The organism is Brevibacterium litoralis (assembly GCF_040212315.1).
GTDB classification, from domain to species: Bacteria; Actinomycetota; Actinomycetes; order Actinomycetales; family Brevibacteriaceae; genus Brevibacterium; species Brevibacterium litoralis.
This window is the reverse complement of record NZ_JBDIUY010000026.1, coordinates 101,868-114,617: the sequence shown is the minus strand read 5'-3', so window position 1 is coordinate 114,617 and position 12,750 is coordinate 101,868. Positions and strand designations below refer to the sequence as shown.

The window sequence follows — 12,750 nt, the reverse complement described above, 5'->3', positions numbered from 1 at the left end:
CATCACATGGCGATCACAGAGAATTCCCAGCCGGGGACCATGAACACCTCGCCGGACCACCACCGGCACCGGCTACTCACGGACCGCACCCGGGCGCAGTCCGCCGGCCGCGAGTTCATGCACCGCCCGGCCGTCGTCCACCTCAAGGACACGGTCGAACGGTTCAACATCCGACTGGGCAACCAGTTCGCCGCCGCCATCACGTACTTCCTCGTGCTGGCCCTCATCCCCACCGGGATGTTCGCCTTCGCCTCCCTCGGCTTCTTCCTCGACGTCCTGCGCCCGGACCTCATCGACGACGCCCTCGACATCGTCGGCAACCTGGCACCCGGCGAGGAGATCCGCGCGATGATCGCCAACTGGGTGGAGAACTGGGCCGGGGTCGGCATCGTCTCGCTCCTGTCGGCCGTCTACACGGCCCAGGGCTTCATCGGGAACCTCAAGGGCGCGATCCGCGCCCAGTTGCGCCGTGAACTCGACCTGCCGGTCAAGGACAACATCGTCGCCAAGTACCTCAACAACCTGCTCACGCTGCTCGGGTTGCTCATCGGCATCGCGCTCACCGTCGTCGCCACGGTCATCGGGACCGGTCTGCAGACACAGATCGTCGACTGGCTCATGCTCCCGGGTTGGGTCACCCCGGTCCTCACGATCACCCCGATCTTCATCACGATCGGCGCCGCCTGGTGCCTGTTCTACTGGATCTTCACGATGATCCCGGCCCACCGGATCCCGCGGCGTACCCGTGCCATCGGCTCTCTCATCGGCGCCGTCGCGCTCACCGCGCTGCTGAACCTCGCCACCGTGCTCATCGGGCTGTTCTCCGGCTCCCCGACCGCCGCCCTCTTCGGTCCGATCATCGCGGTGATGGCCGCGATGAACATCTTCGCCCGCATCCTGCTCGTCATCGCCGCCTGGATGGGCACCGCCGACGACCGGTCGATCTTCGCCGACCTCGCCCCGGCCCCGCCCGGATGGCACCCCTCGCGCACGGTCACCGGCCCCCGCGCCGACTCCACCATGGAGATGCTGGGCGGTCTCGCCGTCGGCATCTGCCTCGTCGGCCTCACCGTCATCGGTGTCCGCAATCTCGGTCGCCGCGCCGCCGAGGCGCCCTCCACTCCCGACACCGACTGACCCGCACACTGCCCCGGCGATTCCCACACACCCGCACACGACCCCACCCACCCGGTGGGGTCCGGGCAGGTCCGGACACACATATGGTGCTTCTCACCGGCGAACGAGGGGCGCTTCAGGCCGATTTCCTCCGTAACCGGACCGTGACCCCGGGTAGACTCGCGGGCGGAACCCTGAAATCGCAGGCCTGCCGGATCCCACGGACCACCCGGTCCGGGGCGTCCGGACCACTGCTCGGGACATCCCGGGCACATGACGGCTCCCGCGCCACCGGCCGGCGACGAACCGCCCACGAAAGGTACCGACAGGTGACAGACCAGGCAATGACGGCAATGCAGGAGTGGACCGCCAAGCAGGACGCGGCGGAGCAGCTCATCCCCTTCGTGGGTCGCCTGCACCGGAACAACGACGTCCTCCTCACGGTCTACGGCCGCAGCCTGCTCAACAAGTCCGCCATCGGTGTCATCAAGGCCCACCGGTACGCGCGTCATTTCGACGGTCAGGACCTCGACCTCGGTGAGACCCTCGCGATCGCGAAGGCCCTCGACGAGATGAACCTCGGCGCGGCCCGGGTCGACCTCGGGCGCCTCGCCGCCGGTTTTCGTGCGGCGGACACGAACGACCTGAACGCCTACCTCAACGAGCAGATGGGTTCGCTCGTCGGTGCCGCGGACACCACCCGCGCCAAGCAGCGCGACGTCGTCCTCTACGGCTTCGGTCGCATCGGCCGTCTGCTGGCCCGCATCCTCGTCGACCGCGCCGGTACCTCCGGTCTGCGTCTGCGTGCGGTCGTCGTCCGCAAGAACTCCGAGGACGACATCATCAAGCGCGCCTCGCTGCTGCGCCGCGACTCGATCCACGGCAAGTTCGACGGCTCGGTCGTCGTCGACGAGGAGAACAACACGATCCTCGCCAACGGCGTGCTCATCCAGGTCATCTACTCGAACGACCCGGCCACCGTCGACTACACCGCGTACGGCATCTCCGACGCCATCCTCGTCGACAACACCGGCCGGTGGCGCGACGAGAAGGGCCTCGGTCAGCACCTGGAGTCGAAGGGTGTCTCGAAGGTCCTCCTCACCGCTCCGGGCAAGGGCGACATCAAGAACATCGTCTACGGGGTCAACACCGAGGACATCACCCCGGAGGACACCATCCTCTCGGCCGCGTCCTGCACGACCAACGGCATCACCCCGGTGCTCAAGGTCATCAACGACGGCTTCGGCATCGAGAACGGTCACATGGAGACCGTCCACTCCTTCACGAACGACCAGAACCTCACGGACAACTTCCACAAGGGTTCGCGCCGTGGCCGTGCCGCCGGGCTCAACATGGTCCTCACCGAGACCGGTGCCGCCAAGGCCGTCTCGAAGGCCCTGCCGGAGCTCAAGGGCAAGCTCACCGGTAACGCCATCCGCGTCCCCACGCCGGACGTCTCGATGGCCGTGCTCAACCTCAACCTGGCCAAGGAGACGACGGCCGAGGAGCTCAACGCCTACATCCGCGACATCTCGCTGAACTCGGCGCTGCGCAACCAGATCGACTACATCGCCTCCCCGGAGGTCGTCTCCTCAGACCTTGTCGGCTCAAAGCGTGCCGGCGTCGTCGACGGCCTGGCGACGATCGTCGACGGCAACCGTGCCGTCGTCTACGTGTGGTACGACAACGAGTTCGGTTACTCCTGCCAGGTCGTCCGTTGCGTGGCCGCCATGGCCGACCTCGAGGCGCCCTCCGTCCCGGCCGTCGTCCACCCGGCCACCGCCTGATCCACCGCCCCCGAGGCGAACCGCCCCGGTCACTCCCGACCGCTCTCCGGCGAACCGCCCCGATATCGTTCACGGCCCTCGATATGTGCTGACATATCGAGGGCCGTGAACGATATCGGGGCGGTGGGGTTCCGGGGACGGGGCGGAATCGAGCACAGCCGGGGCGGTTTCCGTCTCTGCGTTCGCTAGTCTCGTGCCATGGGTCACGTACTCGCTCTCGACGAAGGCACGACGTCCACCCGGGCGGTCATCCACTCCCCCGACGGGCAGGTGCTCGCCTCGCACGCGCAGGAGTTCCGGCAGATCTTCCCGCGGGCGGGCTGGGTGGAGCACGACGCCGCGGAGATCTTCCGGACGACCCGGGAGGTGATCGGCCGGGCGCTCGGTTCCGCGCAGCTCACCGCCTCCGACCTCTCCGCGATCGGCATCACGAACCAGCGTGAGACGACGGTCGTGTGGGACCGGCACACGGGTAGGCCGCTGTCGAACGCCCTCGTCTGGCAGGACACCCGTGGGGGTGAGTACGTCGACCGGTTGCGGGATGCCGGCCACGCCGAGGAGATCGCGCGGATCACCGGCCTGCCGATCAACACGTACTTCAGCGCGATCAAGACGATGTGGCTCATGGACCATGTCGAGGGCCTGCAGGACGCCCTGGCCGCCGGTGACGCTCTGCTCGGCACCGTCGACTCGTGGCTCATCTGGAACTTCACGGGCGGACCCCGCGGTGGCCGCCACGTCACGGACGTGACGAACGCGTCGCGGACCATGCTCATGGACCTCACGACGCTCGACTGGTCCGACCGGATGCTCGACCTCACCGGGGTCCCGCGGGAGGCACTTCCGGAGATCCTGCCCTCCGTCGGGGAGTTCGGGACCATGGCACCGGGATTCCTCGCCGCCGGAGTGCCGATCACCGGGGTGCTCGGGGACCAGCAGGCGGCGACCTTCGGGCAAGCGTGCTTCTCCCCCGGCGACACGAAGAACACCTACGGCACCGGCTGCTTCATCCTCATGAACACCGGTGAGGAGATCCACCGGTCCGAGCACGGGCTCGTGACGACCCTCGGGTTCCAGATCGCCGGGCAGCCGGCCCACTACGCCCTGGAGGGGTCGATCGCGGTCGCCGGCTCCCTCGTCCAGTGGCTGCGGGACAACCTCGGGATCATCCGCTCGTCCTCCGAGGTCGAGGCACTCGCCTCCTCCGTCGAGGACTGCGGCGACGTGTACTTCGTCCCCGCGTTCTCGGGCCTCTACGCGCCGCGCTGGCGACCCGACGCCCGGGGCACGATCACCGGTCTCACACGCTTCGCGACGAAGGGGCATATCGCCCGGGCCGCTCTGGAATCGACCGCCTTCCAGACCGCCGAGGTGCTCGACGTCCTCCGTGCCGACTCCGGTTTCGAGATCGACCGGCTGCGCGCCGACGGGGGCATGAGCATGAACGACCTGCTCATGCAGTTCCAGGCGGACGTCCTCGACATCGACGTCGTCCGTCCCACGAGCATCGAGTCGACCGCCGGTGGCGCCGCGAGTGCCGCCGGGATCGGTTCCGGCCTGTGGTCCGGCACCGAGGAGGTCGCCGAGTTCTGGCAGGAGGAGGCCCGCTGGTCCCCCGGAATCGACTCCGACACCCGCTCCCGGATCCGCACCCGCTGGGACCACGCGGTCGAGCGCAGCCTCGGCTGGGTCGACTGAACCAAGGCCCGAAGGTCAGCTCCGACCTTTGGGGACCATCACCCACGTCGCTTGCGGGACTTCCGGCTTCGTCGGATCCGAGCCCATCAACCGGATGAGATCAGCAGTTCGGGGCGCTGCCGGGTCTTCGATCGGGTCACCGTCGACTTCGACGAAGACCTCGACCTGATGACCGTCTCTGTGCTCGTCGACTCACGCGAGAACATCCCGGCCTTCCTGGCCAGCGCTTGGCGCGGGACCGACCGCTCCCTGGCCCCCACGTAGCGAGGGGCGAAGATGTAGGCACGGGCATCTGCGGGACCGATGAGACCGAGCGGGTCGCAAGCCAGCGGTGCCTGCACCGACCACAGTCAACGCGCACGGCGAACGAGCCTGCGGTACCTGCGAAAACCACCGCGCCGTCTGGATCCCGTCTTGACGCATCCTTGACAGGGAGTATGCTACACATCACACAGAGAGTTTTCGAATACTCGCTTCACGCGCTTCCCGAATTCATGCATTCTTCGGAATCGTTTCAACAGGAGTCAGAAAACAATGACATTCTCACGAATCCGAAAGATCGTAGTTTCCACCGCGAGCATACTGACAATTTCAGCCTGCGGCATGGCATCGGCACCGATGACCAAAGTATCACAAGACTCCATCGACAGCACCGAACAAAAGGTGCTTATTTCACAAAATGATGAGACCATCCTGAAGGATCACGGTCTAGAAGGGCCAACCGATGTACAAGTTGACGAGAACGGTGGCGTCATGTTCGTCGACCACGATGACGACTGGGTGTTCGTACCCGGAACTGATTCAGAGAATGACGGATCCGTCAGTCCCCTATGGAGTGCAGGGATTTGCACCGGTAATTTCTACACCCCGAGAAAGATCTCCAATTCTCTGGAATGGGGCGCCCAAAACTCCTGCGTAAGCACTTCGCCCAATGACGTATACCCCCATTACATCGACGTCGAGCTTCGCGATACATGCGCCAACGCAGCGTGCTTGCGCTACGACCGCCTCTGGAAAGTGCGATCTTCCAACAGTAGGTACTCGAACGTCGCCCCAGTCTCCGAATCAGACTATTGCGAAGAGAACGACGACAGGAAATATCATGTGGTCGTTTGGGTTTATGTGCGCGGCACTCAGTTCGGCCCATACCAGAGCAATACGGTTAGAGTCGACAATTGTCACGTTCATCCCGAGTCGGGAGGTGTACAGTAATTAGCGAAGCGGGAGATCGAGACTTATTCAATGAAGCTAAGGCGCTCGTATCGGAATTGCACGGAATTCCGCCCCCAGTTCACACCGCTCGACTCAAATATGTAATTGAAGAGTTGCTCCGTCGAAAATTCGACCATCAGTCGATATCAGTGGAACTACGAATAGATCTTGACTTCCTTCACTACCTGTTGGAAATTCCTCCTCGATTAGATGACTCATGGAGCTTCTCCTGGAATGACTCAAATGAAGAGAACAATCGACACTGATACCTCAAAAATCCTTGGCTTTGACGTACCTGGTCAATTGAGTCGCCTGCCCGCATGTTGACTACTCTCAACCGCGGCCCTCGAGGACGTCGTAGACCCACAGGGGGTTGAGTTCCTCCAACCGGGCCGTGAGTGCCGGGTCGGCGGCCTCCTGGTCCCGCAGATCACGGTCGGCGAAGAGGTAGGCGCGGGCACTCGTCGGCCCGATGAGGCCGAGCAGTCCACAGGCCACCGCGATCCCCACACCGGTCGCCGGATCCTGACCCCAGGTGGGCACGAGCACGAGCAGACCGACGACCACCGCGGCCATGAACCACGCCGTCGCCGCCGTCACCGAATGCGGTAGACGGGCCCTGGAGGGACGGCGCAGGTTCACCTCGTCGACCGGATCCTGCCGGTTGAGGCCCCGCAGCCACCACAGGCCGGCGGCCACCGCCACGAGCCCGACGATCGCCATCGTCGTCGCGGCGAACAGGAGCACTCCCCCGCCCGCAGCACCACCAGCCGCACCACCGTTCGTCCCGACCCCGAACGCGCCGAGCGTCGTGCCGAGCGCGGCGACCACGAGGGCCGCGGCACTGAGGAAGGCCGCCGCGACCCGCGCAGTCCGGCCACCCATCACCTCGACGAGGGACTCCCGGACCAGGTCCGTCCGGCGCTCCTCGTAGGAGCGTTCGTCCGGCACACCGTCGCGACCCGCACCGTCCCCGTTCCCGGCACCTGCCCACCTGTTCACGCGCGTGCGTACCCCTTCTCCAGGTCGATGACGTTGTGCAGCGGTTCCCCTGCCACGTACCGGTCCCAGTTCTCCAGGAACTGGACGGCCAACCGCTCGGACCAGCCCTGCGTGTCCCCGCTCATGTGCGGGGTGATGAGTGTGTTCGGCGTCGACCACAGCGGGTGCTCGGCGGGCATCGGCTCCGTGTCGACGACGTCGAGCCCGGCACCGGCGATCGACCCGGACTCCAGGGCCGCGACGAGATCTGCCGTCACGACGGAATCGCCCCGTCCCACATTCACGAACCGGGCGTGCGCGGGCAGCGCGTCGAACACGGACCGACCGATGTACCCCGTCGTCGCCGGCGTCAACGGCGCGACGTTCACCAGCCAGTCGACGTCCGTCACATGGGCCGCGAGGTCCGCGGAGTCGACGATGTCACCGAAGTCGGGATCCCCGGTCCGGGCGTACGACCCCGCACCACGGACCTCCAGGCCGACGGCACGCAGCAGCCGCGCGATCTCCCGGCCGATCGCCCCGGTCCCGGCCACCATCACCCGGGTGCCCGTGAGGTCCTCGGTCTCCCGGTGCCGCCAGACCCGCCCGGCCTGGTCGACGAGCGACCGCGGCATGTCCTTGGCGAACATGAGGAGGAAGGAGAGCACGAACTCCGCGATCGGCCGGTCGAAGGTGCCCCGTGCGTTCGTGAGCGTCACCCCGGAGTCCCGCAGCGCCGGGAACACGATCCTGTCGACCCCCGCCGAGGCGGCGTGCACCCATTCGAGCCGATCCGCCCGATCGAACGCATCCCGCAGGGCGGTCGACTGGAAGTCCCACATGAGCACCGCGTGCGTACCGGGCAGCGCCCGGGCCAAGCCCTCCGAGGTCACGTAGCGGACCTCGGCCGCGGTGTCCGCCAGCCGGCCGAACGACTCCGGAACCGCCTTCCCCTCGCCGTGCACCACGGTGAGGACACGGTCGGTCACAGGCGCCCTGCCGGGACCGTGGTCGTCAGTCGCCGCGGCGACCTGCGGAGCGTGCGGGGATGCGGTCATCGGTGGGGTCCTCGGGGTCGGCGGCGGCGCGGTCGTCGTCACGGGACGCGGCGTGCTGATCCGCAGTACCCGTCCTGCGCACCACTGTATCCAAGGGCGCCTGCCCCGTCGCCGCGAGCGATCCGGCCGTCGCCGTGATCCCGTCGTCCGAGGTCGACCGCACGGTCGGCACGACGCCCGTGTGCGAGTCGACCTTCTCGTCCCCCGCAGCCGGCAGTTTCCCGCCGCCCTCCCCAACAGCCGGCAGTTTCCCGCCGCCCTCCCCGACAGCCGAGGTGCCCTGTGCTCGGGCCCGACCTGTGCCCGGGGCGGCCCCACCCTCGGGGGCGCCGGGAGCGGAGGGCGCCTCGGGAGCGGGATCCTGCTCGCCGATCGGGTCCGGGGTCTCCTCCTCGGTGATCGTCGCGCGGGTGGGCGGGCGACGATCGATCTTCGTCGCCAGTGGCACCTCCTTGATGAGGAGTGCGGAGAGCAGGCCGATGGCCGTGACGGGGACGATCCACAGGTAGAGCGGCAGGAGCGCGTCGTTGTAGGAGGTGATGACGGCCTCGTGGAGGTCGCCGGGCAACCCGCCCACGAGCTCCGGGGTGAGCGAGCTCGGTTCGACCTCGGCGGCACCCGCGGGCACGGAGTCGTGCAGGTTCGCCATGAGACGGCTGGTGAAGAGCGCGCCGATGACGGACATGCCGAGCGTCGACCCGATCTGGCGGAAGAAGTTCGAGGCGGCGGTCGCGGTGCCGACGACGGCGACGGGGAAGGCGTTCTGCACGATGAGCACGAGCATCTGCTGGGAGAACCCGAACCCGAGACCCAGGAGGGCCATCGGCGCGATCGTCACGAGGATGCCGCTGTGCGGGCCGAGCATGCTCAGCCAGGTCATCGCCGCGAGCACGAAGACGACGCCGAGGACCGGGTAGATCTTGTACCGACCGGTCCGGGCGACGACGAACCCGATGATCGTCGAGGAGACGAGCATGAAGCCCATCTGCGGGATCATCATGAAGCCGGCAGCCGTCGCGGACATCCCGTGCACCATCTGCAGGTAGGTGGGCATGTAGGCGATGACACCGAACATCGACACGGCGATGAGCATGCCGGAGAGCGTGGAGAACACGAAGTTCCGCTGCCGGAACAGGTCCATGGGGATGACCGGTTCGCTCACCTTCGCCTCGACGAACACGAAGGCGAGGGCCGAGACGAGGCACACCGCCACGAGTCCGAGGATCACCGGCGAGGTCCAGGCGTACTGGGCGCCGCCCCAGGCGGTCACGAGGATGAGCGAGGACGTGAAGGAGCCGATGAGCATCATGCCGCCGACGTCGACCTTGGGCCGCGTCTCGTAGCGCGTCTTCGGGATCTTGAGGAACACGACCGCCGCGAGAATGGCGCACAGGCCGAGCGGGAAGTTGATGACGAAGGCCCAACGCCAACCGGGGCCCTCCGTAAGCCAGCCCCCGACCAGGGGTCCCGCGACCGAGCACACCGCGAAGACCGACCCCATGATGCCCATGTACTTGCCGCGCTGCCGGGCGGGCACGACGGAGGCGATGATCGCCTGCGAGAGGATGAGCAGCCCACCACCGCCGATGCCCTGGAGCACCCGGCCCAGGATGATGAAGCGCATGTCCTGGGCGACGAGTCCGCACACCGCGCCGACCATGAAGATCGCGATCGCGAAGAGGAAGAGCTTCTTGCGCCCGAACAGGTCACCGACCTTGCCGTAGATCGGCATGACGATCGTCGAGGCGAGCATGAAGGCCGTCGACACCCACAGCTGCAGGTCGACCCCACCGAGTTCCCCGACGATCGTGGGCAGCGCCGTCGCGAGCATGTTCTGGTTGAGCGCGAACATGAACATGGCCATCATGAGGCCGATGAAGAGCAGGAGGACGGCGGACTTCGACATCTCGCCGTCTCCGTCAGTGGTGTCCGGAGCGGTGTCGGGGGCGGACTTCCGCACGGGGGTCATGCTCCTTCCCGGGAGGTGTCGGATGTGGGGACGTCGGTGGGCCCGGCGACCGGCCCGCGCAACACGTCGAGGAACAGGCGCAGGGACCGTTCGAAGAGGGCCCCGGTCTGCAGGTCGTCCATCGGTTCCTCACCGGGCTGCTGGTCGTGGAAGGCGAGCTTGCGGGCGGAGAACGTGAGCGGGGCGACGCAGACGCGAACGATCATGCGAGCGAGGTCGCGGGATTCCTCGGGCGAGTCGTAGACGATCCCCCACCGCTCCATGCGGCCCTCGACGATCTGCGCGGCCTGTTCCTCCAACACGGTGCTGCGCTCCAGCTGCCGACTGAACAGGTGCGGGTGGAGTGCGAAGAGGTGCCTGCGCTTCTTGGCCACCTCGTCGTCGTTGAAGGTGAGCACGTAGGCCTCGTGGAGGAGGTGGGCGATGTCCTCGCTCAGCGACCCCTCCCGCGGCGGCGCCTCGATGAAGGCGGTCACCTGGTCCTCGTCGAGGGCACGGTCGGTGGTGAAACCGACGATCGCGTCCTCCTTCGAGGCGAAGTAGTTGAAGAAGGTCCGCGAGGACACTCCGGCGGCCTCGGCGATCTGCGCGACCGTCACGCTCTCCAGCCCGTGTTCGAGCGCGAGCTCGACGGTCGCCACGTGGATGGCGCGCCGGGTCCGGCGGGTCTTGCGTTCCCGCAGGGACTCGTTCGCGGTGGCGGCCGGCGGGGCATCTGTCGTACTCACACCCACGATCTTGCACCCTGTGCAATTTTTCCTCAAGGGAAAACATGCACAGTGTGCAGGAATGCAGTGCTCGTCACATCATCTGCTTGAGGCGCCCCCGCTGCCTCTCCAGCACCTGGAGCTGGTCGAGCAGCTTTGTCGTCGTCTCGAAGTCCTCCGGCGCCGTGCGCTGCAGTCGCGAGTGGAGTTCGCCCGCGATCCGCTCCATGTCCTTGTCGAACAGCCGCGCGATGATCGCCCGCGAGTACCGCTCGACACCCTCGCCGTCGACCGCCGGCAGAGGCTGCACGGTGAGCTCTCCCACGAGTCCACGGATCCGCTCGTCGGCGGCCGCCAGCACCTTCTCCGGCCAGGAGGACGGGTCCGCGAGCCCCGTCCGCACTCCCCCGGCGTCCTTCATCGCCTGGTGCACCTCCCGGTACGCCGGGTCGGAGAACACCTTCCCGTTGAGGTTGTCGAACAGCTTGGCGTTCACGTAGGTCGGCTCCTGGAGGGCCACCATGAGCGCCCCGCGCTCGATCTTCAGCCGCGTGGGGTCGAGCGGTTCGTACTCGATCTCCTCGGCGTACGCCGCGATCGCAGCGTCCCGGTCCGCGTCGGGTTCCGGCGGGAACTGCCCGCCCGCCGAGGCGCCCTGGTCGTCACGCCGGAACTGTCCTCCCGACGGAGACCGTCCTCCGGTCCACCGCGGACCCGGGGCAGACGGGTCGTAGGGACGAGCGGACCCCGCCCCGGGGTCGGTGCCCTGCGGACGGGTCCCACCACGGGCGTGCTCGACCCCCTGCGGACCCCCACGGTCGGGACGGGAGTGCGGGGCACCTCGGGAGCGGTCCCCGTCCTTGGACCGCTTGCGGTACGCGAGGACGGCGCGGGTGACCTGCTGGGTGTCGACGCCGATGTGACCGGCGACGATCCGCTCGTACTCGGGGCGCAGCGCGGCGTCGCGGATCTGCGCGATGAGCGGGGCGGCCGCGCGGATGGCGCGCACGCGGCCCTCGGCGGTGTCGAGGTCGTGGTCGGCGATCGTCTGGTCGAGGGCGAACTCGAAGAGGGGCTTGCGGGACTCGACGAGGTCGCGGACGGCCGCCTCGCCGCGCTGCATCCGCAGGTCACAGGGGTCCATTCCGTCCTTGGCGACGGCGACGAAGGTCTGGGAGACGAACTTCTGGTCCTCGCGGAAGGCCTTGAGGGCTGCGGCCTGACCGGCCTCGTCCCCGTCGAAGGTGAAGATCACGGTGCCTGCGTGCTGCGAGTCGTCGCCCAGCAGCCGGCGGACGATCTTGATGTGCTCGGCCCCGAAGGCGGTCCCGCAGGTGGCGACGGCCTCCTCGATGCCGGAGAGGTGCGCGGCCATGACGTCGGTGTAGCCCTCGACGATGACCACCCGCTTGTTCTTCGCGATCGCCCGCTTGGCGAGGTCGAGGCCGTAGAGGACCTGGTTCTTCTTGTAGAGCGCGGTCTCCGGGGTGTTGAGGTACTTGGGCCCCTTGTCGTCCTCCCGCAGGCGGCGGGCGCCGAAGCCGATGGTGCGGCCGGTGACGTCGCGGATGGGCCAGGTGAGCCGCCCGCGGAACCGGTCGTAGACGCCGCGCTGTCCCTCGGACACGAGTCCGGCCGCGGCGATCTCGTCGTTCCGGAACCCACGGGTGCGCAGGTGCTTGAGGAGCGCGTCCCAGGAGTTCGGGGCGTAACCGATGCCGTAGCGGGCGCACACCTCGGCGTCGAAGCCGCGCTCGGAGAGGTAGTCGCGGCCGGCCTGGGCCTCGGCGTCCCGCAGCCGCTCCTCGAAGAACGCACCGGCCACCTGGTGCATGTCGATGAGGCGCTGACGGCGGCCGAACTCCTCCTTGTCCGGGCCGCTGCCCTCCTCGTACTGCAACTGCACGCCGACGGAACCGGCCAGGCGTTCGACGGACTCGACGAAGGTGAGACCGTCGAGCTTCTGCAGGAACGTGAAGACGTCCCCGGACTCGCCGCACCCGAAGCAGTGGTACATGCCCACCTGCGGGCGGACGTTGAAGGAGGGAGTGCGCTCGTCGTGGAAGGGGCACAGACCCTTGAGCGCGCCGATGCCCGCGTTCTTGAGGGTCACGTACTCGCCGATCACCTCGTCGATGCGCACGCGGGAGCGGACCTCGTCGATGTCCTCCCGGCGGATGAGTCCCTGCGGCATCAGGCGTCGACTCCCACGGCGATCACGC

At 67.4% G+C, this 12,750-nt stretch carries 8 protein-coding genes; 3 read left to right on the top strand and 5 right to left on the bottom strand.

Features of this window, described 5'->3' with window-relative positions; genetic code table 11:
* Positions 1 to 6: 6 nt before the first annotated feature.
* The 3 genes from AAD496_RS09835 to glpK all read left to right on the top strand — a co-directional run bounded on the left by AAD496_RS09835 (position 7) and on the right by glpK (position 4,601).
* Positions 7 to 1,137, top strand: coding sequence for a YhjD/YihY/BrkB family envelope integrity protein (locus AAD496_RS09835; protein ID WP_349828523.1), 1,131 nt, complete (start codon positions 7 to 9; stop codon positions 1,135 to 1,137).
* A 323-nt stretch (positions 1,138 to 1,460) separates the two neighbouring features.
* Positions 1,461 to 2,903 carry a glyceraldehyde-3-phosphate dehydrogenase gene (locus AAD496_RS09830; RefSeq protein WP_349828522.1) on the top strand — a complete coding sequence of 481 codons (1,443 nt, stop codon included), beginning with the start codon at positions 1,461 to 1,463 and terminating at the stop codon, positions 2,901 to 2,903.
* Between the two features lie 198 nt (positions 2,904 to 3,101).
* Positions 3,102 to 4,601: a glycerol kinase GlpK gene (gene glpK / locus AAD496_RS09825; RefSeq protein WP_349828521.1), complete on the top strand. Its 1,500-nt coding sequence runs from the start codon at positions 3,102 to 3,104 to the stop codon at positions 4,599 to 4,601.
* A 1,545-nt stretch (positions 4,602 to 6,146) separates the two neighbouring features.
* Here glpK and AAD496_RS09820 read toward each other — a convergent pair.
* From AAD496_RS09820 to dnaG, 5 genes are all read right to left on the bottom strand, one after another.
* Complete coding sequence (locus AAD496_RS09820; RefSeq protein WP_349828520.1) at positions 6,147 to 6,815, bottom strand: hypothetical protein; 669 nt, start codon at positions 6,813 to 6,815, stop codon at positions 6,147 to 6,149.
* A complete protein-coding gene (locus AAD496_RS09815; RefSeq protein ID WP_349828518.1) occupies positions 6,812 to 7,852 on the bottom strand; it encodes a D-2-hydroxyacid dehydrogenase in 1,041 nt (346 codons plus the stop codon). The genes AAD496_RS09820 and AAD496_RS09815 overlap by 4 nt, the downstream gene beginning before the upstream one ends.
* Positions 7,809 to 9,821, bottom strand: coding sequence for a DHA2 family efflux MFS transporter permease subunit (locus tag AAD496_RS09810; protein WP_349828517.1), 2,013 nt, complete (start codon positions 9,819 to 9,821; stop codon positions 7,809 to 7,811). The genes AAD496_RS09815 and AAD496_RS09810 overlap by 44 nt, the downstream gene beginning before the upstream one ends.
* Positions 9,818 to 10,549 carry a TetR/AcrR family transcriptional regulator gene (locus tag AAD496_RS09805; RefSeq protein ID WP_349828516.1) on the bottom strand — a complete coding sequence of 244 codons (732 nt, stop codon included), beginning with the start codon at positions 10,547 to 10,549 and terminating at the stop codon, positions 9,818 to 9,820. The genes AAD496_RS09810 and AAD496_RS09805 overlap by 4 nt, the downstream gene beginning before the upstream one ends.
* Before the next feature lie 73 nt (positions 10,550 to 10,622).
* Positions 10,623 to 12,722 carry a DNA primase gene (dnaG, locus tag AAD496_RS09800; RefSeq protein ID WP_349828515.1) on the bottom strand — a complete coding sequence of 700 codons (2,100 nt, stop codon included), beginning with the start codon at positions 12,720 to 12,722 and terminating at the stop codon, positions 10,623 to 10,625.
* Positions 12,723 to 12,750: the final 28 nt, after the last annotated feature.